25 protein-coding genes, 1 pseudogene and 1 riboswitch are annotated in these 23,682 nt (G+C 39.7%); of the genes and pseudogenes, 18 read left to right on the plus strand and 8 right to left on the minus strand.

The window, feature by feature from the left end:
* Positions 1–66: 66 nt before the first annotated feature.
* Complete coding sequence (birA, locus tag SMI_RS02605; protein ID WP_000844501.1) at positions 67–1,002, minus strand: bifunctional biotin--[acetyl-CoA-carboxylase] ligase/biotin operon repressor BirA; 936 nt, start codon at positions 1,000–1,002, stop codon at positions 67–69.
* A gap of 446 nt (positions 1,003–1,448) precedes the next feature.
* On the minus strand, positions 1,449–2,615 hold the full coding sequence (locus SMI_RS02610; RefSeq protein ID WP_000163009.1) for an IS30-like element ISSmi1 family transposase: 1,167 nt from the start codon (positions 2,613–2,615) through the stop codon (positions 1,449–1,451).
* Positions 2,616–2,841: 226 nt separating this feature from the next.
* Here SMI_RS02610 and SMI_RS02615 point away from each other — a divergent pair, with 226 nt between their 5' ends.
* From SMI_RS02615 to SMI_RS02635, 5 genes and pseudogenes are all read left to right on the plus strand, one after another.
* Complete coding sequence (locus SMI_RS02615) at positions 2,842–4,035, plus strand: O-antigen ligase family protein (RefSeq protein ID WP_000835615.1); 1,194 nt, start codon at positions 2,842–2,844, stop codon at positions 4,033–4,035.
* 144 nt (positions 4,036–4,179) lie between these two features.
* Complete coding sequence (locus tag SMI_RS02620) at positions 4,180–4,623, plus strand: MarR family winged helix-turn-helix transcriptional regulator (protein WP_000872570.1); 444 nt, start codon at positions 4,180–4,182, stop codon at positions 4,621–4,623.
* Positions 4,624–4,657: 34 nt separating this feature from the next.
* Positions 4,658–4,849: pseudogene (locus SMI_RS02625) on the plus strand (polyketide cyclase); the annotation flags it as partial.
* Positions 4,850–4,863: 14 nt separating this feature from the next.
* Positions 4,864–5,592, plus strand: coding sequence for an ABC transporter ATP-binding protein (locus SMI_RS02630; protein WP_000575206.1), 729 nt, complete (start codon positions 4,864–4,866; stop codon positions 5,590–5,592).
* Positions 5,585–7,105, plus strand: coding sequence for an ABC transporter permease/substrate-binding protein (locus SMI_RS02635; protein WP_000182950.1), 1,521 nt, complete (start codon positions 5,585–5,587; stop codon positions 7,103–7,105). The genes SMI_RS02630 and SMI_RS02635 overlap by 8 nt, the downstream gene beginning before the upstream one ends.
* 137 nt (positions 7,106–7,242) lie before the next feature.
* Here the strand turns inward: SMI_RS02635 and SMI_RS02640 are convergent, their stop codons facing one another.
* Positions 7,243–7,779, minus strand: a complete 537-nt coding sequence (locus SMI_RS02640; protein ID WP_000181706.1) for a TetR/AcrR family transcriptional regulator — start codon at positions 7,777–7,779, stop codon at positions 7,243–7,245.
* A gap of 132 nt (positions 7,780–7,911) precedes the next feature.
* Between SMI_RS02640 and SMI_RS02645 the strand changes: the two genes are divergently transcribed.
* The gene (locus tag SMI_RS02645; RefSeq protein WP_000645151.1) at positions 7,912–8,802 is read left to right on the plus strand and encodes a cation diffusion facilitator family transporter; all 891 of its coding nucleotides are present in this window, start codon (positions 7,912–7,914) and stop codon (positions 8,800–8,802) included.
* A gap of 142 nt (positions 8,803–8,944) precedes the next feature.
* Here SMI_RS02645 and galR read toward each other — a convergent pair whose 3' ends face one another.
* Positions 8,945–9,949, minus strand: a complete 1,005-nt coding sequence (gene galR, locus SMI_RS02650; RefSeq protein ID WP_000212502.1) for a DNA-binding transcriptional regulator GalR — start codon at positions 9,947–9,949, stop codon at positions 8,945–8,947.
* Between the two features lie 163 nt (positions 9,950–10,112).
* Between galR and SMI_RS02655 the strand changes: the two genes are divergently transcribed.
* The 7 genes from SMI_RS02655 to SMI_RS02685 all read left to right on the plus strand — a co-directional run bounded on the left by SMI_RS02655 (position 10,113) and on the right by SMI_RS02685 (position 16,792).
* Positions 10,113–11,291: a galactokinase gene (locus SMI_RS02655; protein WP_000191948.1), complete on the plus strand. Its 1,179-nt coding sequence runs from the start codon at positions 10,113–10,115 to the stop codon at positions 11,289–11,291.
* An 18-nt stretch (positions 11,292–11,309) separates the two neighbouring features.
* Positions 11,310–12,791: a UDP-glucose--hexose-1-phosphate uridylyltransferase gene (locus SMI_RS02660; protein ID WP_000176978.1), complete on the plus strand. Its 1,482-nt coding sequence runs from the start codon at positions 11,310–11,312 to the stop codon at positions 12,789–12,791.
* Positions 12,792–12,860: 69 nt separating this feature from the next.
* Positions 12,861–13,265, plus strand: a complete 405-nt coding sequence (locus SMI_RS02665; protein WP_000651198.1) for a PaaI family thioesterase — start codon at positions 12,861–12,863, stop codon at positions 13,263–13,265.
* Between the two features lie 156 nt (positions 13,266–13,421).
* Positions 13,422–14,276, plus strand: a complete 855-nt coding sequence (locus tag SMI_RS02670) for a DNA adenine methylase (protein WP_012972462.1) — start codon at positions 13,422–13,424, stop codon at positions 14,274–14,276.
* A complete protein-coding gene (locus tag SMI_RS02675) occupies positions 14,266–15,057 on the plus strand; it encodes a DNA-methyltransferase (RefSeq protein ID WP_000794285.1) in 792 nt (263 codons plus the stop codon). Before SMI_RS02670 ends, SMI_RS02675 begins: the two co-directional genes overlap by 11 nt.
* 4 nt (positions 15,058–15,061) lie before the next feature.
* On the plus strand, positions 15,062–15,871 hold the full coding sequence (locus tag SMI_RS02680; RefSeq protein WP_000891182.1) for a hypothetical protein: 810 nt from the start codon (positions 15,062–15,064) through the stop codon (positions 15,869–15,871).
* Between the two features lie 12 nt (positions 15,872–15,883).
* Positions 15,884–16,792 (plus strand): type II restriction endonuclease, encoded by a 909-nt coding sequence (locus SMI_RS02685; RefSeq protein WP_001050800.1) that lies wholly within the window; start codon positions 15,884–15,886, stop codon positions 16,790–16,792.
* Between the two features lie 45 nt (positions 16,793–16,837).
* Here SMI_RS02685 and SMI_RS02690 read toward each other — a convergent pair whose 3' ends face one another.
* The 4 genes from SMI_RS02690 to SMI_RS02705 all read right to left on the minus strand — a co-directional run bounded on the left by SMI_RS02690 (position 16,838) and on the right by SMI_RS02705 (position 20,358).
* The gene (locus SMI_RS02690) at positions 16,838–18,100 is read right to left on the minus strand and encodes a nucleobase:cation symporter-2 family protein (RefSeq protein ID WP_001194464.1); all 1,263 of its coding nucleotides are present in this window, start codon (positions 18,098–18,100) and stop codon (positions 16,838–16,840) included.
* On the minus strand, positions 18,100–18,681 hold the full coding sequence (locus SMI_RS02695; protein ID WP_000770415.1) for a xanthine phosphoribosyltransferase: 582 nt from the start codon (positions 18,679–18,681) through the stop codon (positions 18,100–18,102). Before SMI_RS02695 ends, SMI_RS02690 begins: the two co-directional genes overlap by 1 nt.
* Positions 18,682–18,803: 122 nt before the next feature.
* A riboswitch (purine riboswitch) is annotated at positions 18,804–18,899 on the minus strand.
* Between the two features lie 233 nt (positions 18,900–19,132).
* The gene (locus tag SMI_RS02700) at positions 19,133–19,519 is read right to left on the minus strand and encodes a bleomycin resistance protein (RefSeq protein ID WP_000386220.1); all 387 of its coding nucleotides are present in this window, start codon (positions 19,517–19,519) and stop codon (positions 19,133–19,135) included.
* A gap of 11 nt (positions 19,520–19,530) precedes the next feature.
* Positions 19,531–20,358 carry an exodeoxyribonuclease III gene (locus tag SMI_RS02705; RefSeq protein WP_000767454.1) on the minus strand — a complete coding sequence of 276 codons (828 nt, stop codon included), beginning with the start codon at positions 20,356–20,358 and terminating at the stop codon, positions 19,531–19,533.
* Between the two features lie 219 nt (positions 20,359–20,577).
* Here SMI_RS02705 and SMI_RS02710 point away from each other — a divergent pair, with 219 nt between their 5' ends.
* From SMI_RS02710 to SMI_RS02730, 5 genes are all read left to right on the plus strand, one after another.
* Positions 20,578–21,477: a CPBP family intramembrane glutamic endopeptidase gene (locus SMI_RS02710; protein WP_000066795.1), complete on the plus strand. Its 900-nt coding sequence runs from the start codon at positions 20,578–20,580 to the stop codon at positions 21,475–21,477.
* Positions 21,461–21,748: an autorepressor SdpR family transcription factor gene (locus tag SMI_RS02715; RefSeq protein WP_000006512.1), complete on the plus strand. Its 288-nt coding sequence runs from the start codon at positions 21,461–21,463 to the stop codon at positions 21,746–21,748. The genes SMI_RS02710 and SMI_RS02715 overlap by 17 nt, the downstream gene beginning before the upstream one ends.
* Positions 21,729–22,370, plus strand: a complete 642-nt coding sequence (locus SMI_RS02720) for an SdpI family protein (RefSeq protein ID WP_000694124.1) — start codon at positions 21,729–21,731, stop codon at positions 22,368–22,370. Before SMI_RS02715 ends, SMI_RS02720 begins: the two co-directional genes overlap by 20 nt.
* A 126-nt stretch (positions 22,371–22,496) precedes the next feature.
* Positions 22,497–22,952 (plus strand): DUF3290 family protein, encoded by a 456-nt coding sequence (locus tag SMI_RS02725; RefSeq protein ID WP_000675334.1) that lies wholly within the window; start codon positions 22,497–22,499, stop codon positions 22,950–22,952.
* Positions 22,949–23,584, plus strand: a complete 636-nt coding sequence (locus tag SMI_RS02730; RefSeq protein WP_000174446.1) for a DUF421 domain-containing protein — start codon at positions 22,949–22,951, stop codon at positions 23,582–23,584. The genes SMI_RS02725 and SMI_RS02730 overlap by 4 nt, the downstream gene beginning before the upstream one ends.
* The last annotated feature ends 98 nt before the right edge of the window (positions 23,585–23,682 follow it).

The following is a 23,682-nucleotide window of genomic DNA, read 5'->3' on the forward strand; positions in this document are numbered from 1 at the left end:
GTAGTGGGCTGCAGAAAAGCTAAAATCTTTATATATTGTTGATTTTATGGTTGTGCTCGTTTATTATTACTTCCAACTCTTGAGTGAAATTTCTCCGCTATTGAGCCAGATTTCTTTTCCGTTATCACATTGCACCAAAAGCTTTCCATTTTCAGAGATATCTTTAGCAAGTCCTTTGTGGTCTTTTTGATCTAGTGTAAAAGTCACTTCTTTTCCTAGAACGAGGGACTGTTTTTTGTATAGGTATAATAGCTCTTCTGCTGGTGTTTCGAAGAAAGCACGCCAGATCTCTATAATTAATTCATTTCTGGTAATAGGTGCTGGAGCTTTAAATAAGCTAGCAGCTTTTTCTTTTAATTCTTGTGGAAAATCATTGATAGTGAAGTTGATTCCTACTCCAATAATGATATCTGTGACTAGACTTGTTTCTACAGAGGTCATTGCTTCAGTGAGGATTCCTCCAATTTTATGATTGTTTAGGTAGATATCATTGACCCATTTTATGTCGACATCTATTAAAGTTAGGTTCTTAATGGCTTTGTAGACAGCTCCAGCTACAAGTAGTGTGTAGGATGGTAATTTGTCATAGGCGAGATTTGGTTTAAGATGGAGTGTCATATAAATACCACCTTGTGGTGAGTAGAAGGAACGTTGAAAACGGCCTCGCCCTGCTGTTTGATAGGAAGCTATATAGAGGGTGTTTGCTTCATTTCCTAAATCAATTGCTTCTTTTGCATCGAGTTGTGTTGACTTTGTTTTGGGTTTAAAACTGACTTTAATTGGAAGATTTTCTTCTAGAAGTTCTGGAAGAATAAGGTCTCCATTCACCAGTTTATAGCCTTTGTTTTTGATACTATCAATTTCAATGCCTTCTTGTTCTAGTCGCTTGATGGCTTTCCAAATTGATGTTCGGCTGAGGGATAGTTCTTCTGCAATTTTTTCTCCGCTGATATAGTCGGTTTCTTTAGATAGGATTTGGTAGACAGCTTGGTAGGATTTCATAGTGTTGCCTTTCTTTAAGAATAGTATATGATTTGAATCTAGTTGGGATAGTTGTGCATAATCTATATTTTATTACTACTATTTTAACATATGCCTACTATTTACGGCATGATTTTCTTAGAGAAAATGCAATCATTAAGATTGAGTTTTGAAATCTCAGTATTTTTGCTCCCTTTTGGTAACTTCTAAAACTAACTTCCAGTTTCCCACAACCTAGCTTTTAGTATGAGAAAAACGCGTGAAATCAGTGGAAATCCGTCTTAGACTAACTTCCACTGGTTTTCTTTTTCTTGATATATAAGGGTTCAAAAGCGAAAAGACTCAGAAAAAAGTGCACGACAAATAGCCCTAAAACAGAGTCGTCTTAGAGTAAATTCCAGTTGCTAGCGTTTAGTGTGAGACTTTTCGATGGTGATAAGATGTGTAGTTAGAGGGGAAAATTCCCTTTATTTCAATAAATCAGGTGATAGGTGTGTGTCTTCTGGTTTGACAAATTGGCAACCCAGAAGAGCAGCGATGTCCTCGCCAAAGGTGAAGGTGAAGATGTCGTAAGCAGATTTTCCTTGAAACTCTTCTCGTTTCAAGGAATTGACATGGGAAATGACTAGATTGACGTCTTTCTGAGTCAGCTGGTCAAAGGAAGTGCCCTTGGGAAGAATGGCTCGCAAAACCGTATGGTTCTTCTCAATCCGCCCCTTCTGGTCAGGACGGCTAGGGTCGCAGAAGTAGAGGTGAGACTTCCCATCAATGTCTCGCTCAAGCTCCTCCACATAGGCGAACTCAGATCCGTTGTCTGTGAGAATGACAGGGAACAGCTGATGGAACGCACACCCTCCGTCCATGACTCTTTCTTTCAAAGCTGCGAATTTAGTGGCGACCTCCAGAGCGGTCTTGTTGTTCAAAAGCAGGGCGAAGAGGAAGTTGCAGAAGGAAACGTTGAAGGTGAGCAGTAGCTTTCCACCAGGTCTGCCGATGACCGTGTCCATTTCCAACCATTTGAAGAAATCATCTGTTTCTCGTAACTCTTGGAAATCTTGATAGGTCCGCCCAATTTTCAGCTCTTTAGGAATAGCTACTTTTCTGGATTTTCTGCGTTCCTTGAACGTGACCATCCGAGGGAAATCAATGGGCTTGGCTGTCAGATAGCCCAGCTTGGCATGCCGATACACCGTAGCTTTCGACACAGGTAGGTTATGTGTCTGAATGATATGGTAGATGCTTTGTTTCTTCTGGATGCCTTGGGTTAAGACCTTGTCCATCTGATAAAAACTTTCCTTGTTTAGGGGAATTCCCTGTCTGGATTCCCTCAACATAGTCTCGTACTGCTCCTGTGCCTTTTTCGCGTAGTAAAGATAGCGGTTAAACCCACAATCCGTCCTCTTTTTTGGACAGTTGTTACAGACATAAGGAGCTTTTTTGAGAAGAGGGCAATCCGTGCAATCAGATTTGACGGATGTTGGATGCATGATGCGATTGCGCTTGATTTCCTTTGAAATCGTTGACGGGTCTTTCCCCATCTTCTCAGCGATGGAACGGAAAGTCTCCTGTTGGCTGATTCCAGTTTGGATGTCAATACGGTCTTCTAGAGTGAGATGTTTTTGTTTTTTCGTCATGAGGTGCCTCCTCACGAAAAGTCTCAGACTTAATTCTAGCATAATTCATCGTCTGAGACTAACTTCCAGTTTTGGGAGAGAGATGGAAGTTACTTTGAGAAGTTACGTTTGCTCCCTTTTTTACCTAGGAATCGTTTCCTTTGTTTTCAAATTGCTAAAAAAGTGGTACAATAAAGGGTAGCTTACTATTATCTGAATCAACTGATTTGGAGAGAAAGGATTCATTTTGAAATCAATAGGCTTTATTGAAAAGCTGAAAGGGTTGTCTAGTAAAGAGCTGATTTTATTGGGAATTATCCTGAGTATCTTTTTACCCTTTTATCTTTTTGTAGTTGTATTCTGTTTATATATTATCAGTTTGATTTTTACAGGAAACATGAAAAGTATTCTTCAGAAAATGGGAGAGCATCCGATGCTGCTTCTTTTTCTTGGCTATAGTACTGTAATATCCATTTTTGCACAAAATTGGATGGGAGTTGTGGCTTCAGTAGGAATGTTTCTATTTACTGTTTTCTTTTTGCACTATCAGTCGATTTTATCACATAAATTCTTTCGATTGATTTTGCAGCTCGTCTTGTTTGGTAGCGTCTTATCAGCTGCTTTTGCGAGTTTAGAACATTTCCAAATTGTAAAGAAATTTAACTATGCTTTTCTTTCACCCAATATGCAGGTATGGCATCAGAATCGTGCAGAAGTGACCTTCTTTAATCCTAATTATTATGGAATTATTTGTTGTTTCTGTATCATGATTGCCTTCTATCTGTTTACAACGACCAAGTTGAATTGGTTGAAAGTATTCTGTGTGTTTGCAGGCTTTGTGAATCTCTTTGGATTGAACTTTACGCAAAATCGAACTGCCTTTCCTGCTATTATCGCTGGAGCCATTATTTATCTCTTTACGACCATTAAAAACTGGAAGGCCTTTTGGCTTAGTATTGGAGTCTTTGCGATTGGCTTGAGCTTCCTCTTTTCCAGTGATTTGGGAGTTCGGATGGGAACTTTAGACTCTTCTATGGAAGAACGAATTTCTATCTGGGATGCTGGGATGGCCTTGTTTAAGCAAAATCCTTTTTGGGGTGAGGGGCCATTGACCTACATGCACTCTTATCCTCGGATAAATGCTCCTTATCATGAACATGCTCACAGTCTTTATATTGATACGATTCTGAGTTACGGAATTGTGGGGACTATTTTATTAGTTTTGTCTTCTGTGGCTCCTGTTCGCTTGATGATGGATATGAGTCAGGAGTCGGGGAAACGTCCGATTATCGGTCTTTATCTATCTTTCCTTACAGTGGTTGCTGTGCACGGAATCTTTGACTTGGCTCTCTTCTGGATTCAGTCAGGTTTCATTTTCTTGCTAGTTATGTGCAGTATTCCATTAGAGCATCGAACTTTGGTATCGGACATGACAGATTAAGTTTTATAAAATTGAAATCTTCTACCTTGGGTGGGAGATTTTTTACTGGGAAAAATTATTTCTAAATCGAAATAGTTGACAGTTGAAATGATAAGTGTTAGAATTGTGTTGTCCATTTCGATATGGAAATAAATTGGAGGTGTCATGAAATATTGTCATTTGGTAGCCCATCATATTCGTTTGTTGAATGGGCGGATTTTTCAAAAGTTACTGAGTCAGGATTCTGAAGCTCTTTATAGGAGTGAACAGGGCAAAATTTTAGCGGTTTTATGGAATAGTGAAACTGGCTGCGCAACTGCGACAGATATTGCCCTGGCGACTGGACTTGCTAATAATACTCTGACGACTATGATAAAAAAACTAGAGGAACAAAATCTTGTAACCGTTAGTCCATGTGGAGAAGATAAGCGTAAGAAGTATTTAGTTTTAACAGAGTTGGGGAAGTCTCAGAAAGCAGTGGGGCATCGTGTCAGTCAAAAATTGGATACGATCTTTTACAAAGGATTTTCAGAGGAAGAAATTCGCCAATTTGAAGCTTTTCAAGAAAGAATTTTGGCTAATCTGAAAGAGAAAGAAAATGAGGATTAGAATAGAGCAAATTATCTGTTTATAAGTTAGGGCCACTTTTGACTTTGTTTTCCAACTCTTAGGACAAGGGAATTACGTGGTTAGCTATGGTTAGACTCAGATTGATGGAGTTATTTATGCCCAGTACGATATCTTCCGTCTAGAAAACGGGAAAATTGTGGAACATTGGGACAATAAGGAAGTCATGCCTAAGGTAGAAGACTTGACCAATCGAGGGAAGTTTTAAATTGAGGATACAGAATGATTGAATATAAAAATGTAGCTTTACGTTACACAGAAAAAGATATCTTGAGAGATGTTAATTTACGGATTGAGAATGGGGAGTTCATGGTTTTAGTTGGTCCATCTGGCTCAGGTAAGACAACAATGCTTAAGATGATTAACCGTCTCTTGGAACCGACTGATGGAAATATTTATATGGATGGCAAGCGTATTAAAGACTATGATGAGCGTGAGCTTCGTCTCTCTACTGGCTATGTTTTACAGGCCATTGCTCTCTTTCCCAATCTAACGGTCGCGGAAAATATTGCCCTGATTCCTGAAATGAAGGGCTGGACTAAGGAAGAAATTGCTAATCAAACTGAAGAGCTTTTGGCTAAGGTTGGTTTACCAGTGGCTGAGTATGGACATCGACTTCCTAGTGAATTATCTGGTGGAGAACAGCAACGGGTCGGTATTGTTCGGGCTATGATTGGTCAGCCTAAGATTCTCCTCATGGATGAACCTTTTTCGGCTCTTGATGCTATTTCGAGAAAACAGTTGCAGGTTCTGACGAAAGAATTGCATAAAGAGTTTGGGATGACAACGATTTTTGTGACCCATGATACGGATGAAGCTTTGAAATTGGCGGACCGTATTGCTGTCTTGCAGGATGGAGAAATTCGCCAGGTAGCGAATCCCGAGACCATTTTAAAAGCGCCTGCAACAGACTTTGTAGCAGACTTGTTTGGAGGTAGTGTTCATGACTAATTTAATTGCAACTTTTCAGGATCGTTTTAGTGATTGGTTGACAGCTCTATCTCAACATTTGCAGTTGTCGCTTTTGACCTTGTTGCTGGCCATCTTTATAGCGATTCCCTTAGCTGTTTATCTTCGCTATCATGAGAAGTTGGCGGATTGGGTCTTGCAGATTGCAGGGATTTTCCAGACTATCCCGTCACTGGCCTTATTGGGACTCTTTATCCCCTTGATGGGAATTGGGACTTTACCGGCATTGACAGCTCTAGTGATCTATGCGATATTTCCGATTTTACAAAATACCATCACTGGACTCAAGGGAATTGATCCGAGTCTGCAAGAGGCTGGGATTGCCTTTGGGATGACTAGGTGGGAGCGTCTCAAGAAGTTTGAAATTCCACTTGCCATGCCTGTTATGATGTCTGGGATTCGGACGGCAGCTGTCTTGATTATCGGTACAGCAACCTTGGCGGCCTTGATTGGGGCAGGGGGACTAGGTTCCTTTATCCTTTTGGGAATTGACCGTAATAATGCCAGTCTGATTTTGATTGGGGCCCTTTCTTCTGCAGTGCTTGCTATTGCCTTTAACTTCCTATTAAAAGTGATGGAAAAAGCAAAATTGCGGACGATTTTTTCTGGTTTTGCCCTGGTGACAATATTGCTTGGTTTGTCTTATAGTCCATCTCTTTTGGCTCAAAAAGAGAAAGAAAACTTGGTTATTGCTGGGAAATTGGGTCCAGAACCAGAAATTTTGGCCAATATGTATAAGTTGCTTATTGAAGAAAATACCAGTATGACTGCGACTGTTAAACCGAATTTTGGGAAAACAAGCTTTCTCTATGAAGCTCTGAAAAAAGGCGATATTGACATCTATCCTGAATTTACTGGTACGGTGACTGAAAGTCTACTTCAACCATCACCGAAAGTGAGTCATGAGCCAGATCAGGTTTATCAGGTGGCACGTGATGGTATTGCCAAACAGGATCATCTAGCATATCTCAAACCCATGTCTTATCAAAATACCTACGCTGTAGCTGTTCCAAAAAAGATTGCTCAAGAATATGGCTTGAAGACCATTTCGGACTTGAAAAAAGTGGAAGGACAGCTGAAGGCAGGTTTTACTCTTGAGTTTAACGACCGTGAAGATGGCAATAAGGGCCTGCAATCAATGTATGGCCTCAATCTCAATGTGGCAACAATGGAGCCAGCCCTTCGCTATCAGGCAATTCAGTCAGGCGATATTCAAATCACGGACGCCTATTCAACCGATGCAGAGTTGGCGCGTTATGATTTACAGGTCTTGGAAGATGACAAGCAACTCTTCCCACCTTATCAAGGGGCTCCACTGATGAAAGAAGCTCTTCTCAAGAAACATCCAGAGTTGGAAACAGTTCTCAATAAATTGGCTGGTAAAATTACTGAAAGCCAGATGAGCCAGCTCAACTACCAAGTCGGTGTTGAAGGCAAGTCAGCAGAGCAAGTAGCCAAGGAGTTTCTACAAGAAGAAGGTTTGTTGAAGAAATAGTTTGAAAATGTCAAACTCAACTTCCTTAAACGACCATATAGAAAACTGCTCAGACAATGTTGTCTGGGCTTTTTTTATTGTCGAAAAAATAAAAACTCAGTAGCCTGGGCATAAGGCGACTGAGCTCTAGTCTGTATTTAGTCTTTAGAAATGAGAAGGTCTAGATAAAACTGGACAACTTCCTGATTTGTGAAGTCTTGACCTTTTTTCAGCCACCAGCTGAGGGTTTCAATGAAATGGCTGACGACCAGATGCTTAAGATAAGAGTGGGGTATGTTGGGGTGTGCTTGAATCAGTTTATCTGCTAACATGGGATAGACGTCATGTTCCAGTTCTTTTCGTAGTTGCCGGATAAAATAATCGTTTTTTGAAAGCAAAAGACTGGTTACATGGTCTTGGTTTTTCTTGAAATGCTGAAAGATATGGGCCAAGTAGTCTTGTGGAGAGAGGTGTTCAGCACGCTCAAATAGATGGTGAAAGAGCTGTTGGCAGAGCTCATCCAGCAATAATTCCTTGCTTTCATAATGACTATAAAAGGTCGAACGCCCTACGTCAGCGAGGTCAATAATATCCTGAACAGTAATGGCCTCGTAGCCCTTAGTGTTCAAAAGTTGTAGAAAAGCTTGATAGATGGCTTTTTTTGTTTTACTGATACGGCGGTCAATGTTAGTCATATGGACACTTGAGGCAAATTGTTCAGAACTGAATAAAGCTGACCTTTTGCTTCTATCCTTTCTTTGAGTTTTAGTGGATAATGATAATGAACAAGATGTTCATAAATCTATTATAACAAAGGAATGAGAAATATGAAGGCAAAATATACTGTTTGGCTAGCTTTTTTCTTAAATTTGACTTATGCCATTGTCGAGTTTATTGCAGGTGGAGTATTTGGTTCGAGCGCTGTTCTTGCTGACTCTGTGCATGACTTGGGAGATGCGATTGCAATTGGAATATCAGCTTTTCTAGAAACCATCTCTAATCGTGAAGAAGATAATCAGTACTCCTTGGGTTATAAGCGGTTTAGTCTGCTAGGAGCCTTGGTAACAGCGATAATACTCATGACAGGATCAGTTCTAGTCGTTTTGGAAAGTGTTACGAAGATTTTAAATCCGCAACCAGTCAATGACGAGGGGATTCTCTGGTTAGGAATTATTGCGATTACTATTAATGTGTTAGCGAGTCTAGTAGTTGGTAAGGGAAAGACAAAGAATGAGTCTATTCTGAGTCTGCATTTTCTGGAAGATACCCTAGGGTGGCTGGCTGTCATCCTAATGGCCATTGTTCTTCGATTTACGGACTGGTATATCCTAGATCCACTTTTGTCCCTTGTCATTTCTTTCTTTATTCTTTCAAAAGCTCTTCCACGTTTTTGGTCTACGCTCAAGATTTTCTTGGATGCTGTGCCAGAAGGACTAGAGACAGGTGATTTGGAGAAAGATTTGGAGTCTCTGACCAATGTCAAAAGTGTCAATCAACTTAGCATTTGGTCCATGGATGGTCTGGAAAATAATGCCATTATCCATCTCTGTTTAGAAGATTGGGAGCAGATGACGGAAACAAAGAATCAAGTACGTCAGCTCTTAGAAGAAAGAGGTGTGCAGAATATTACTATCGAAGTGGACACCAGTCAAAGCAATCATGCGCAACATAAGCGGAGGGTAACAGCATTAGAGCAGCCCCACGGGCATCAACACTAGAAAAAGAGGCTGGGACAAAACTCAATTTCAAGAGAGAATGAAGTAAATCTTCACACAAAAACGCATAGTATCAAGGTTTCTAAACATTTGACACTATGCGCTTTTTGCTTTTAGAGACTTTTTGCCTAGCTTATTTAATATCTTAATCATTCCTTGTACTTTCTCTCAATGTCAGTCTGGTTCCCAGCATGGTTAGGCTAGGGATTTTGCGACCGTGGAGGACTTCCTTATTAAGAATATCCATGCCTGCTCGGCCCATTTCCTCAGTATAAACCGTGATACTAGAAAGGGGAGGATAAACTTGCTTGGTCAGACTAGTGTCGTTAAAGGAAATGAGGCTGACGCGGTCTGGCAGGCTGATTCCAGCTTCTTGGAGGGCACGGAGGGCACCAATGGCTAAACTATCACTGGCAGCAAAAAAGGCTGGTGGGAGTTGGTCTCCTAAACTCTGAATAGCCTCCTTCATCAAGTTATAGCCAGACTGGGCAGTAAAGCTCCCTTGAAAGACCAGTTCATCATGATAGATTCCTTTTGCTTGACTGTAGTTTTTAAAATTCTCCAACCGCTTATCCTCAATGATTTCTTCTTGGTCAGTTGTTTCCTCAAGACCTGTTAGAATCCCAATGCGATTCAACCCTTGACTGAGGAAATAATCGACAACCTGTTTCATGGCAGTGTAAAAGTCCGTGATAATGCAGGTATGTCCCATCGAGAGGGGATCGCTGTCTAAAAATACAAGAGGCTTTTGGTATTCTTCAAAGGCAGAAATCTGAGCTCGGCTAAATTTTCCGATGCAGAGAATCCCAATTACTTCCTCGCTTAATGTAAAAGGATGGTCATTAAAATAGCGCAAGATATCATAGTCCAGTTCTTGGGCTCTTTTTTCGATGCCTAGGCGAATCTGGTAGTAGTAGAGATCGTCTAGCTCCCCTTGTTCGCTGACCCATTGGATAATGGCAATCTTTTGCTTGGGCTTGTGGGACTCGCCTGTCTTGAGATGCTTAGTGTAGCCCAGCTCTTCAGCAACGGTTAAAATACGGTGCCTGGTTTCTTCTGTAACAGATAGGCTCTGGTCGCGGTTGAGGACACGGGATACGGTCGCGATAGAGACAGAGGCTAGCTGTGCAATGTCTTTTAAGGTAGCCATAAATCCTCCTTTTTTAGGTTAGTATATCATATTTTTCTGCTTTTTACTGATAGTTTAGTAAAAGTTTAGTAAAAAGGATTGACCTTGGGGAATCCCTTGGATACAATAGAAGAAAACGATTACACGTTAAGCCGACTTAACGGACAGTAAAAGGAGAAATCATATGACACAACATCTTACTGCTGAAGCACTTCGCAAAGACTTTCTTGCTATTTTTGGTCAAGAAGCAGACCAAACCTTCTTTTCACCAGGTCGTATCAATTTGATTGGTGAACACACGGACTACAACGGTGGGCACGTTTTTCCAGCTGCTATTTCCTTGGGAACTTATGGTGCAGCTCGTAAGCGTGACGACCAAGTCTTGCGTTTCTACTCAGCTAACTTTGAGGACAAGGGCATTATCGAAGTGCCTCTCGTTGACCTCAAGTTTGAAAAAGAGCACAACTGGACCAATTACCCAAAAGGCGTTCTTCATTTCTTGCAAGAAGCTGGGCATGTGATTGACAAAGGTTTTGATTTTTATGTTTATGGGAATATCCCAAATGGTGCTGGTTTGTCTTCTTCAGCATCATTGGAACTCTTGACAGGAGTCGTGGCAGAGCATCTCTTTGATTTAAAATTAGAGCGTCTCGATTTGGTTAAAATCGGAAAACAAACAGAAAACAACTTTATCGGAGTCAACTCTGGCATTATGGACCAATTTGCTATTGGTATGGGGGCTGATCAACGTTCTATTTACTTAGATACTAACACTTTAGAGTATGATTTGGTACCACTTGATTTGAAGGACAATGTCGTTGTTATCATGAACACCAATAAACGCCGTGAATTGGCGGATTCTAAATATAATGAACGCCGTGCTGAATGTGAAAAAGCAGTGGAAGAATTGCAAGCAGCCTTGGATATTCAGACTTTGGGTGAATTAGACGAGTGGGCCTTTGACCAATACAGCTACCTGATTAAAGATGAAAATCGTTTGAAACGTTCTCGCCATGCTGTGCTTGAAAACCAACGTACCCTCAAAGCTCAAGTAGCCCTCCAAGCAGGAGATTTGAAAACATTTGGTCGTTTGATGAATGCGTCACACGTTTCCCTAGAGCATGATTATGAAGTAACTGGTTTGGAATTGGATACTCTTGTTCATACAGCTTGGGTACAAGAAGGAGTTCTCGGTGCTCGTATGACAGGGGCAGGCTTTGGCGGATGTGCCATTGCTTTGGTGCAAAAAGATGCTGTTGATGCCTTTAAGGAAGCTGTAGGCAAACACTACGAGGAAGTAGTTGGATACGCTCCAAGTTTCTATATCGCTGAAGTTGCAGGTGGCACTCGCGTCCTTGACTAGTCAAAAGGAGGCTCTATAGTGACCTTAGTAGATAAATTTGTAACACATGTCATTTCTGAAAGTTCATTTGAGGAAATGGATCGAATCTACCTGACCAATCGTGTCTTGGCACGAGTGGGAGATGGTGTTTTGGAAGTTGAGACCAATCTGGATAAAGTGATTGACCTCAAGGACCAGCTGGTTGAGGAAGCCATTCAATTAGAGACGATTGAGGATAGTCAGACTGCGCGTGAAATCCTCGGTGCTGAACTGATGGACTTGGTGACCCCTTGTCCAAGTCAGGTCAATCGTGACTTTTGGGCAACCTACGCTCAATCTCCTGAGCAGGCGATTGCGGATTTTTACCAACTCAGTCAGAAGAATGACTACATCAAACTCAAGGCTATTGCTAAAAATATCGCTTATCGTGTTCCATCTGACTACGGAGAACTTGAAATTACCATCAATCTCTCTAAGCCTGAAAAGGATCCAAAGGAGATTGCGGCAGCTAAGTTGGTGCAAGCTAGCAATTATCCTCAGTGTCAGCTTTGTCTAGAGAATGAAGGTTACCATGGTCGGGTCAACCACCCAGCTCGCAGCAATCACCGTATTATCCGTTTTGAAATGGCGGGTCAGGAGTGGGGTTTCCAGTATTCACCCTATGCTTACTTTAATGAGCACTGTATTTTCTTAGATGGCCAGCATCGTCCCATGACGATTAGCCGTCAGAGTTTTGAGCGTCTACTGGCTATTGTAGAGCAGTTTCCAGGATATTTTGCTGGCTCTAATGCCGACTTGCCGATTGTGGGGGGGTCTATTCTAACTCATGACCACTATCAAGGAGGCCGTCACGTATTTCCTATGGAATTGGCTCCCTTGCAAAAGACCTTTCGATTTGCAGGTTTTGAGCAGGTCAAGGCTGGGATTGTCAAGTGGCCAATGTCAGTGTTGCGTTTGACTTCGGATTCCAAAGAAGATTTGATCAACTTGGCTGATAAGATTTTGCAGGAATGGCGTCAGTATTCAGATCCAAGGGTGCAAGTCTTGGCAGAAAGTAATGGGACACCGCATCATACCATCACACCGATTGCCCGTAAACGCAACGGTCAGTTTGAGTTGGACTTGGTCTTGAGGGACAATCAGACTTCTGCAGAACATCCTGATGGCATCTATCATCCCCACAAGGATGTCCAACATATCAAGAAGGAAAATATCGGCTTAATTGAGGTCATGGGCTTGGCTATTTTGCCACCACGTCTGAAAGAAGAAGTGGAGCAAGTCGCTAACTACCTAGTGGGAGAAGGGGAGACAGTTGCCGATTATCATCAGGAATGGGCATACCAACTAAAAGCCCAACATCCAGACCTAACGGATAAAGAAAAAGCTCTTGAAATCGTCAAGGACTCTGTGGGTGCTATCTTTGCTCGTGTGCTTGAGGATGCAGGAGTCTACAAGCAGACAGAACAAGGGCAGACAGCCTTTATGCGCTTTGTGGAGCAGGTCGGAATTTTGCTAGACTAGGAGCTTTCTCCTTGCACAGTCCTATAAAAAGTAGTATCATAGTGTCGTTTGAACTATCAGGAGGAAACGATGAAAGATTTTCATTTTGACGCTATATCTGCCTTTGAAAATTACGAAATTGAAAAAATGAGAGATGGTCACGTTGTGGTAACGACAAAAGTAGTGGACTCGTCGCTCAACTACTATGGCAATGCTCATGGTGGCTATCTCTTTACCCTTTGTGATCAGATCAGTGGTTTGGTGGTTATCTCGCTGGGGCTTGATGGAGTGACACTCCAATCTTCTATCAACTACCTCAAAGCAGGAAAACTCGACGATGTATTGACCATTAAAGGAGAATGCGTCCATCAAGGTCGCACAACTTGTGTAGTAGATGTCGATATCACCAATCAAGAAGGAAGAAACGTCTGCAAAGCAACCTTTACCATGTTTGTCACAGGCCAGAGGTCAGAAGACAGACAGGTGAGGATATAAATAGTAATTTAATAGAGTGAGGTGAATTTTGGAATTTATAAAATTTGCCTTACTCATTTTTTGATATTGATATGATTTAATTCTAAAATAGAAAATTTAGTAATGTGGTAGAAAATACAAGAGTTGTGTTTTAATTTCTATGGTATAATTAAAAGCATGAAGATAAAAGAAATAAAGGAAGTTACTTTACAACCGTTCACGAAATGGACAGGTGGTAAAAGACAATTATTGCCTGTTATTAGAGAATTAATGCCTAAAACCTATAACAGGTATTTCGAACCTTTTGTTGGAGGTGGAGCTTTATTTTTTGATTTAGCTCCTAAAGATGCAGTTATTAATGATTTTAATACTGAACTAATAAATTGCTATCAACAAATTAAAGACAATCCTCAAGAATTGATTGAAATTTTGAAAGTTCATCAGGAATATAATTCAAAAGAATATTATTTAGATTTACGTTCTGCTGATCGTGATGAAAGAATAGATATGATGTCTGAAGTACAAAGGGCAGCACGTATTCTCTATATGTTGAGAGTAGACTTTAATGGTTTATATCGTGTGAATTCTAAGAATCAGTTTAATGTACCTTATGGTCGTTATAAAAATCCTAAAATTGTTGATGAGAATTTGGTATCTGCTATTTCAACTTATCTGAATAATAATCAAATAGAAATTAAAAAAGGAGATTTTGAAAAGGCTGTTTTGGATGTTCAACCAGGGGATTTTGTATATTTTGATCCCCCGTATATTCCATTGTCAGAGACAAGTGCCTTTACTTCCTACACTCATGAGGGGTTTTCATATGATGATCAAGTAAGATTAAGAGATACCTTTAAAAAATTGAGTGATGCAGGGGCTTATGTTATGTTGTCAAACTCCTCTATTTTTTTGGTAGAGGAGTTGTATCGAGATTTTAATATCCATTATGTTGAAGCTAACCGAACTAATGGAGCAAAATCTTCGAGTCGAGGAAAAATTTCTGAAATTATAGTCACAAATTATGAAAAATAACGAATATAAGTATGGAGGTGTTTTAATGACAAAACCATACTATAATAAAGATAAAATGATTCTTGTTCATGCAGATACGTTTAAGTTATTATCGAAAATGAAACCAGAAAGCATGGACATGATCTTTGCTGATCCTCCATATTTTTTGAGTAACGGTGGTATATCAAATTCTGGGGGACAGGTTGTATCTGTAGATAAAGGTGACTGGGATAAGATTTCTTCCTTTGAGGAAAAGCACGAATTCAATCGTAAATGGATTCGTTTAGCAAAAGAAGTTTTGAAGCCTAATGGGACTATTTGGATTTCGGGGAGTTTACATAATATTTACTCAGTTGGAATGGCATTAGAGCAAGAAGGTTTTAAAATTCTAAATAACATTACTTGGCAGAAAACAAACCCTGCACCTAATTTATCCTGTCGTTATTTCACTCATTCTACTGAAACTATTTTATGGGCAAGAAAAAATGATAAAAAAGCTCGTCATTATTACAATTACGATTTGATGAAAGAGCTAAATGATGGTAAGCAAATGAAAGATGTTTGGACAGGTGCTTTGACGAAAAAAGCTGAGAAATGGGCTGGCAAGCATCCAACACAAAAACCAGAATATTTATTGGAACGTATAATTTTGGCCTCTACTAAAGAGGGTGACTATATTCTAGATCCATTTGTTGGTAGTGGCACTACGGGTGTTGTTGCGAAGCGATTAGGTAGAAGATTTATAGGTATCGATGCTGAAAAAGAATATTTAAAAATTGCAAAGAAGAGGTTGGAGGTATAGAGAAGTGTTAGAGTTAGGTGAGTATGCAACTTATAAAGAATTTGGCCTTGAACTTATTAACTGTTTAGAACATTCTGGTTTTTCCGAGTCAATTAAAGAGGGAGAAGAAGCTAAATCTAGAATCCTTATAACACCTCAAGATATAACGTTGATATTTTATGGATATAAGGCAACAAACGAGGAGACTAAAAAACGATTAAAGAGAAATTCTTACGATTGTTTAGTAAGATTTAAGGAAGAAGATGTAAGTTTTATAACAATCTGTAAGGAAATAATAGAAAAATGTCATATTGAAAAATTTCCTGTAAAACTAATAAAGAATATAGTATATATTGTCTTGAGGTCAATCTCACAAAGGCCATTAACAACAATAGAATCTACAATTTCAGATTATTTATTAATTGAAAACCAACTAATTAGAATTAATAATCCATTATATAATGACAGATATCTATCATCAGAAGAAATTGATAATGGTATTAAAGAGTTAAGAAGTGTATTAGCTTTATTGAATGATGTTGGAAAATTTTCCTTGCAAGAAATTATAAATATAATAAGTTATATTGCAATTATCGAGGAATTTAATTATCCGAAACTTGAGGGTGATACTAAATATAGAGGACGTTCAGATTGTTTTGGTAGATATATTGAGGTTTTATTTGGTGATATAGATGAACTTGGTAGACATATTTCTGAACAATCTTTTTCTGTAGGTGCGCATTTTATTCATGATCAAAGATACCAAGATTATTATTTAACTAAATATATAGAGATGGATAGACTTGAGTTGAACAATCAAGGTGAATATTTTTAAGAAAGGAATCTTATGAATCTATTAAATTATCATAAATTACCGTCAGAAGAGCGCTTGGGAAAATTTCTTTCTACGCTTTCAATTACCAACAGAACGCCAGAGTACTATGTGAATTGGAGTAAAGTTAATCGTGAGACCAAGAAGTATGAATTAGAGTTAAATACATTAAACTACTTAATTGGTAAAGACGATATTTATTCAGAAGCATTACACTTATTCATTAAACAACCCAATTTGTTAAAAGCAATCCCTAGCTTGATTGCAAGTCGTGATAAAGTTTTAGATGTTTTAACAATAGATGAAAACGATAATATGTCTTTTGAACAATTGGATTTCAAAACGATAGACACTAGTAGAATAGATGATTACATGAAATTTATTGAGCAATCCGGTTTATTAAATTTTTTACAACAACATGCTAATCGTTCATTAGTTGATTATGTTTATGGAGTGGAGACTGGATTAGATAGCAATGCACGAAAAAACCGAAGTGGAACAACCATGGAGGGGATTTTAGAGAGACATGTAGCAAAAATTTCTCAGGAACAAAGATTAGAATGGAAAGCTCAAGCTACAGCTCAATATATTAAAGAAAAGTGGGGGATTAAAGTACCTGTTGATAAGTCTGAGAGAAGATTTGATGTTGCAGTTTATTCCCGAGAAAAACATAAGGTTTGGTTGATTGAAACAAATTATTATGGCGGCGGAGGAAGTAAATTAAAAGCGGTTGCTGGAGAGTTTACTGAACTCAGTCAATTTGTTGTTACTTCAGATGACAATGTTGAATTTGTTTGGGTTACTGATGGTCAAGGATGGAAAACAGCACACTTACCACTAGCAGAAGCATTTAGTAACATTACGAATGTATTCAATTTAGAGATGTTAAGAGAAGGATTTTTAGCTGATTTATTTTTACAATAATTGTTCATTAGCTATAAACAAAAAAGAGGCTCGCACCTCTTTTTCTTATTTCTTTTTATGATTTAATACGGCATTGAGGACAATGGCAAGTAGGCTGGCTACAACGATTCCGTTTGAGAAGAACATTTGGAAGGCTGTCGGCATGCTGAAAAAGAGATTACTGTTATTGAGTCCGACACCTGCAGCGATGGAGACTGCTGCGATAAGAAAGTTGTGTTCATTGTTAGCAAAATCAACACGGGCGAGAATTTGCATCCCTTGAATGGATACAAATCCAAACATCACCAGCATGGCACCACCGAGGACAGGGCTTGGAATGATTTGGGCAAGGGCGCCAAACTTAGGAAGCAGTCCAAGGAGAACGAGGAAACCAGCTGCGTAGTAGATTGGCAGGCGTTTCTTGATGCCTGACAATTTAACCAAACCAACGTTCTGTGAAAATCCTGTGTAAGGGAAGGTATTGAAGATTCCTCCGAGAAGTACGGCCAAACCTTCTGCGCGGTAACCGTTGCGAAGGCGCGTGCTGTCGATTGGGTCTTTTGTGATATCAGACAAGGCTAGGTAAACACCAGTGGATTCAACCATAGACACCGTTGCGATGATACACATCATGACAATAGATGAAATTTCAAAGGTTGGCATCCCAAAGTAGAGTGGAGTTGGGACATGGACAAGAGGTGCTGCTGCAACAGGAGAGAAGTCCACCAAGCCCATAGTAGCAGCAATGGCAGTTCCAACAACTAGACCAATCAAAATGGAGATCGACTTGATAAATCCTTTGGTAAAGATGTTAATCAAGAGGATAATCAGAACAGTGATGGCTGCAAGCAAGAGACTTTGACCAGTTGGCTCTGGAACGTTATTTCCCATATTTCCAATAGCGACCGGAATCAAGGTTAAACCAATCGTGGTAATAACAGAACCTGTTACGATAGATGGGAATAGATTGGCTACTTTTGAGAAGATGCCCGAAACAAGAACTACGTAAATCCCTGATGCGATAAGGGCACCAAACATAGCACCACTACCATGGCTTTGACCAATCATAATCAAGGGAGCGACCGACTGGAAGGCAACTCCGAGAACGACTGGTAGTCCAATTCCAAAGTATTTGTTGAGTTGGAGTTGGAGGAAGGTTGCCACCCCACACATGAAGATATCTGTAGAAATCAGGTAGGTCAACTGCTCAGCTGAATAGCCAAGGGCTGTCGCAATCATGATGGGAACCAGGATGGATCCTGAATACATGGCTAGTAAGTGCTGCAAGCCAAGAATGGCTGCTTGCGAGTGTTTTTCTTGAGTTTGCATTAGAGATCTGCCTCCTTAAATACGACCTGACCATTTTCAAAACGATCCAAACGAGCGAGTGATAGAACAGGGTAACCTGCTTTTTCAAGCAAATCACGGCCATCTTGGAAAGATTTTTCAATCACGATCCCGATAGCTTCAACTGTGGCTCCAGCTTGTTCGATGATTTGAATCAAGCCTTTGGCAGCTTGGCCGTTAGCAAGGAAATCGTCGATAATCAAGACCTTGTCCTCTGGTGAGAGGAATTTTCCAGCGATAGAAACAGTGCTGGTCACTTGCTTGGTAAAGGAGTAAACTTCGGCAGTTAAGATACCTTCGTTCATAGTGATGTTTTTAGCTTTTTTAGCAAAAATCATGGGAACGTTTAAGGCTTCAGCTGTAAAAACGGCTGGCGCAATACCTGACGCTTCAATGGTCACGACCTTGGTAATACCAGCAGAAGCAAATTTTTCCGCAAAAACCTTACCAATCTCTCGCATCAAGCTAAAGTCAACTTGGTGGGTTAAAAAGGAATCCACCTTGAGGATGTTATCACCCAAGATATGCCCATCCTTGAGGATGCGCTCTTCTAATAATTTCATAAGACCTCCTAAAGTCTAAAAGCTAATCCATCTGCTTGTTTATAGTTTCTAGCAAGAAATAGAAAAAGGACCTACTTAATCTCCAAGTAAGTCCCCCAAATAGGCATGGCAAAAACGGCCATACCTCACTCTGACTTACTTATTGTTAGGTGTTCCGGCACCTTGTAGAAACGTCGTGCCAATTCACGACATAAACAAGTAAAATGATATTCAATTTTAAATAGGCTTGAGCCAATGTTTTTATTTTACACTAAATAACTTTAGAAATCAAATATTTTGTTAGTGTTTTTGTTTTAAAAACGAACAAATATAATAAAAATGGGCAAAAATTAACTTATTGGCTAACATTTAGAAAGTTTTTCCATCATAAAAGGCATATTATCAAGATTTTTCAAGACTTGACAATATGCCTTTTTCTAACTTTAAAGACTTTTTCCCAGTCTTTATTATTCTACTCGCTAAATCTTAAAAAATAGCCATCTGGATCCAAGACTGCAAATTCATGTGGATAAATATAGTGATCCCCAACACGAAACTTTCTTTTGGTTAAGGGACGATAAATAGGATAGTTGGCTTCCAGCAGTTTTTGGTGGAGCTGAGGAACATCTGCAATGCCAAAGGAAATATTGACACCGCGCCCGAAAGGATAGGTCAGCTGAGCTAATTCTCCTGAGCTGCCTTCTTCTAGCATAAGTTGGCAGTCTTCAAGCGAGAGGAAGAGAAATTTCTCCTCTGGACGCTCGTATTCGACAGAGAATCCTAGCAGGTCGCAGTAGAAGTGGCGTGATTTTTCGATGTCAGATACTACAAATTCAGGAATGACAGCTTGATAGTCCATTCGTTTTCTCCTTAGAGCTCAATCTCCATGACAATGGGTGTGTGGTCTTGGCGCGCACCGGAGTCAATCATATCAGACTTGGTCACCTTGTCAGCCACGCGGTTACTTGTGAGCCAGTAGTCGATTCTCCAGCCTGTATTGTTGATTTTAGAAGTCTTGCTGCGCTGTGCCCACCAAGTGTAGCGTTCTGGAACATCGCCGTGAATGTGGCGGAAGGTATCAGTAAATCCAGTTGCCAAAAGGTTGGTAAATCCAGCACGCTCCTCGTCGGTAAATCCTGGTGAACGACGGTTGCTGGCAGGATTTGCAAGGTCGATTTCATTGTGGGCTACATTGTAGTCACCGGTCGCCAGGACTGGTTTTTCTTTGTCTAGTTCAGCCAAGTACTCAGCATATTTGACATCCCAGACTTGACGTTCTTCCAAGCGTTTGAGACCGTCGCCAGCATTTGGTGTGTAAACCTGGGTCACGAAAAATTCATCAAATTCTAGAGTGATGATACGACCTTCCAAGTCCATGGTAGAAGGGGCACCGATTTCTGGGAAAGTGACAGTAGGTGTAAGTTCTTTCTTATAAAGGAACATGGTTCCAGCATAGCCTTTACGGGCAGGCTCTTGGGAAGAGCGCCACGTGTTTTCGTAGCCTGGGAAGAGTTCTTCTAAAATTTCTAAGTGTTTCTTTGTAGGCCCCTTGGCAGAAAGCTTGGTTTCTTGGATAGCAATGATATCAGCATTTTCAGCGACCAAGGTTTGTAGGACTTCTTGGGACAATTTGGCACGAGCTGAGTCACTAGTTAGGGCAGCGTTTAGGGAATCAATATTCCATGAGATAAGTTTCATAAAGTTACCTTTTTCATTCAGATTATAGATTTTATTATACCAAAAAAAGGCCTATTTCCCCAACGTATGGTTTGAAAAATCACTCTTTAGACTTTATCCTGAGAAAATAAAAATTTCCTAAACTATTTAGAAAAAAATCTAAATAGTTCTTGTGTTTAGAATAGAAAGGTGTATAATGTTATTTAGAAAAATATCTAAATAGAAAGTGAAGTTACATTTATGTCAAATAAGAGAACAATCCTTCTTTTTGTGGTCTTGGCTTATGCCCTTGCTTGGATAATATGGTTGGCACTATGGCTAAGTGGTGTTGGTCTAAATTCTCCATGGAGTCAACTTGCTAGTATTGTAGCCATGTGGATGCCTGCACTTGCAGTCTTTATTTTAGGGAAAATCACGAATCAACCTAGTGGAATCAAATCTAAATTAGCCGTGAATATCAAGAGGAACTGGCGCTTTTACTTACTAGCTATCTGGTTACCAGCAGTTATCAGTTTTTTAGGAGCAGGACTTTATTTTCTTGTATTTCCTAGCAATTTCAGCCTTGGTTTTGAATCTATTCAAGCTATTTTACAAGAAAAAGGAGTCCTTCAATCACCGTTCCCCTTATCTTTCTTGGCCTTGATTCAAATCCTAGCTAGTTTGACCTACGCTCCTTTTCTTAATAGTTTCTTTGCATTGGGGGAGGAAATTGGTTGGCGTGGCTATCTTTACCCAGTGCTAAGAGGACGCTTTTCACTAGTCCAGACTCATGTCTTACTTGCTCTCATTTGGAGTCTATGGCATTTACCAATCAATTTGCAAGGATATAATTATGGTCTTACTTATTTTGCTTATCCCGTTTTGGGAGTTGTTGCTATGTTTCTATTTTGTTTTAGCGTAGGAATATTGTTGAGCTGGTTGTTGGAAAAGACAGATTCTATCTGGGCTTCTGCTCTATTTCATGGGGCAATCAATGCAACTGCAGGTATTGGGTTACTCTTCCAATTACCAGGAGAAAAAGTTTCAAGCCTCTTGATTTTAGGCCCATCACCGACCGGAATGCTATCAGTTCTACCTTGCTTATTCCTAGCCCTACTAATATTACAAAGGGAAAGGAGTCATTATGAGTTTTGCAAATAGTTTTAAAGCCTTATCTCATCCAGTTAGGAGAGAGATTTTAAATTTACTCAAAGCAGGTAGATTATCTGCAGGAGAAATTGCCAGTTATTTCGAGTTGACAGGTGCAACGATTTCACACCATCTCACGATTTTGAGAGCAGCGGATTTGATTCATGAAATGAAAGAAAAAAACTTTATTTATTATGAGTTAAATACATCGGTTTTAGAGGATATAATGGTTTGGTTAGCAGATCTGAAAGGAGATCATTTTGATGAAGATAAAAATCAATAAGAAATTGGTATTATTTACGAGCATTCTCATCCTACTACCTTCCCTTGTAGGTTGTGTTTTCTGGAATCAATTACCAGAGGAGATACCCACTCATTTTAATCTACTGGGTCAAGCAGATGGCTACAATCATAAAGTGTTTGCTATCTTTGGATTGCCGGCTCTCATGCTTTTGATGCATTGGGTGCTTCTATTTTTAATGGTTAAGGATCCTAAATCTAGCAATATCAGTCCAAAAATACAAATTTTAATTTACTGGATTATTCCTTTTGTATCTTGTCTATCAATGATTTCTATCTTCGGAGAATCTTTGGGTTATTCCATGATGAGTGGGCTACTAGCTCAGATTTTTATGGGAGTCGTGATGATCGTAATTGGAAATTATCTACCAAAAACACACCGAAATTATATAATCGGTATTCGACTACCGTGGACCTTGGAGAATGATGAAAACTGGAGAAAAACGCATCGTCTAGCTGGAAAAATTTGGGTATTAGGAGGATTGTTATTGTTTCTGAATTCCTTTGTGCAACTATATGTTTACTGGATATTCTTCTTGACACTTTTCTTTGTAGTGATAATTCCTAGTGTCTATTCTTATCAATTATCAAAATTAGAATCTTGAAACAGGTATTTGAGTCATTAGTTAGAGAAGTTGGTCTGATAAGTCTATTTCCCCAACGTATAGTTTGAAAAATCACCCTCTTTCGTTTATAATGAAGAATGATTATATGAAAGGGAGTGAAAATAAATGAAATTTTACTCATATGACTATGTGCTTAGCCAAATCAGTCAGCAAAATGGCATCATGATTGGCTTTGGGATTGTGCTCCTAGCTATCACAGGATTTTTTGCTTTTAAGGCTTATCGAGATAAAAAGGGAACTAAATTTCGGGAATTGGTCATGATTTTGGCCTTGACTTTGGTAGCCATGCTTTTGGTGACGATTTCAAAATACCAGACCAATCAAGCCTCAAACAACCAATTTCAAACCTCCCTTCATTTCATAGAGGTTGTTTCCAAAGACTTGGGAGTGGATAAATCAAAAGTTTATGTCAATACTTCAGCTGCCACTGATGGAGCGCTTGTCAAGGTAGGTTCAGATTTCTACCGTGCCATGAACGGGAGCCAACCAGACAAGTATCTTTTAGAGAAATTAGAATTGCATCAAACAGACGCTATTGAATTGGTGGAGGTAAACAAATGACACTCAACTATATGGAAATTTTAATCAAACTGGCCTTGGGTCTTTTCTCGCTGGTTTTTGTTATCAATGTGACAGGAAAAGGAAACCTAGCACCTAACTCTGCGACAGACCAAATTCAGAACTATGTTCTCGGTGGTATCATCGGTGGGGTAATTTACAATAGTTCAATCAGTATTCTGCAATACGCAGTGATTTTGATGATGTGGACGATTTTGGTCTTGACCCTCAAATGGATTAACAACAATGTTCGTTTTGTCAAACGCTTGATTGATGGGAAACCAACTCTCCTCATCAAAAATGGGAAGATTGACCCAGAAGCCTGTCGTTCAGTTGGCTTGTCTGCATCGGATGTAGCCCTCAAACTTCGTAGCCAAGGAATTTTCCAGATGAAACAGGTTAAACGAGCTGTGCAGGAGCAAAATGGCCAACTCATCGTGGTCCAAATGGGAGATGAAAATCCTAAGTATCCAGTTGTGACTGACGGTGTGATTCAAGTTGATGTTTTGGAATCGATTGGTCGTAGCGAAGAGTGGTTGCTTGATAACCTCAACAAGCAAGGACATGACAATGTAGCCAATATCTTTATCGCTGAGTATGACAAGGGTGCCGTCACAGTCGTAACCTATGAATAAGAAAAGCCTGGGGTCTTGTACTCTTCGAAAATCAAATTCAAACTGCGTCAACGTCGCCTTGCCGTACTCGAGTACAGCCTGCGGCTAGTTTCCTAGTT

The sequence above is a fragment of the Streptococcus mitis B6 genome, assembly GCF_000027165.1.
Taxonomy (GTDB): Bacteria; Bacillota; Bacilli; order Lactobacillales; family Streptococcaceae; genus Streptococcus; species Streptococcus mitis_AR.

Bases quoted from the DNA above. Each gene is read 5' to 3' on its own strand.
- birA (WP_000844501.1), bottom strand. From the start codon at position 1,002: ATGAAATCCTACCAAGCTGTCTACCAAATCCTATCTAAAGAAACCGAC.
- SMI_RS02610 (WP_000163009.1), bottom strand. From the start codon at position 2,615: ATGACGAAAAAACAAAAACATCTCACTCTAGAAGACCGTATTGACATC.
- SMI_RS02620 (WP_000872570.1), top strand. From the start codon at position 4,180: ATGAAATATTGTCATTTGGTAGCCCATCATATTCGTTTGTTGAATGGG.
- SMI_RS02630 (WP_000575206.1), top strand. From the start codon at position 4,864: ATGATTGAATATAAAAATGTAGCTTTACGTTACACAGAAAAAGATATC.
- SMI_RS02635 (WP_000182950.1), top strand. From the start codon at position 5,585: ATGACTAATTTAATTGCAACTTTTCAGGATCGTTTTAGTGATTGGTTG.
- SMI_RS02640 (WP_000181706.1), bottom strand. From the start codon at position 7,779: ATGACTAACATTGACCGCCGTATCAGTAAAACAAAAAAAGCCATCTAT.
- SMI_RS02645 (WP_000645151.1), top strand. From the start codon at position 7,912: ATGAAGGCAAAATATACTGTTTGGCTAGCTTTTTTCTTAAATTTGACT.
- galR (WP_000212502.1), bottom strand. From the start codon at position 9,949: ATGGCTACCTTAAAAGACATTGCACAGCTAGCCTCTGTCTCTATCGCG.
- SMI_RS02655 (WP_000191948.1), top strand. From the start codon at position 10,113: ATGACACAACATCTTACTGCTGAAGCACTTCGCAAAGACTTTCTTGCT.
- SMI_RS02665 (WP_000651198.1), top strand. From the start codon at position 12,861: ATGAAAGATTTTCATTTTGACGCTATATCTGCCTTTGAAAATTACGAA.
- SMI_RS02670 (WP_012972462.1), top strand. From the start codon at position 13,422: ATGAAGATAAAAGAAATAAAGGAAGTTACTTTACAACCGTTCACGAAA.
- SMI_RS02675 (WP_000794285.1), top strand. From the start codon at position 14,266: ATGAAAAATAACGAATATAAGTATGGAGGTGTTTTAATGACAAAACCA.
- SMI_RS02685 (WP_001050800.1), top strand. From the start codon at position 15,884: ATGAATCTATTAAATTATCATAAATTACCGTCAGAAGAGCGCTTGGGA.
- SMI_RS02690 (WP_001194464.1), bottom strand. From the start codon at position 18,100: ATGCAAACTCAAGAAAAACACTCGCAAGCAGCCATTCTTGGCTTGCAG.
- SMI_RS02695 (WP_000770415.1), bottom strand. From the start codon at position 18,681: ATGAAATTATTAGAAGAGCGCATCCTCAAGGATGGGCATATCTTGGGT.
- SMI_RS02700 (WP_000386220.1), bottom strand. From the start codon at position 19,519: ATGGACTATCAAGCTGTCATTCCTGAATTTGTAGTATCTGACATCGAA.
- SMI_RS02705 (WP_000767454.1), bottom strand. From the start codon at position 20,358: ATGAAACTTATCTCATGGAATATTGATTCCCTAAACGCTGCCCTAACT.
- SMI_RS02710 (WP_000066795.1), top strand. From the start codon at position 20,578: ATGTCAAATAAGAGAACAATCCTTCTTTTTGTGGTCTTGGCTTATGCC.
- SMI_RS02715 (WP_000006512.1), top strand. From the start codon at position 21,461: ATGAGTTTTGCAAATAGTTTTAAAGCCTTATCTCATCCAGTTAGGAGA.
- SMI_RS02720 (WP_000694124.1), top strand. From the start codon at position 21,729: ATGAAGATAAAAATCAATAAGAAATTGGTATTATTTACGAGCATTCTC.
- SMI_RS02725 (WP_000675334.1), top strand. From the start codon at position 22,497: ATGAAATTTTACTCATATGACTATGTGCTTAGCCAAATCAGTCAGCAA.
- SMI_RS02730 (WP_000174446.1), top strand. From the start codon at position 22,949: ATGACACTCAACTATATGGAAATTTTAATCAAACTGGCCTTGGGTCTT.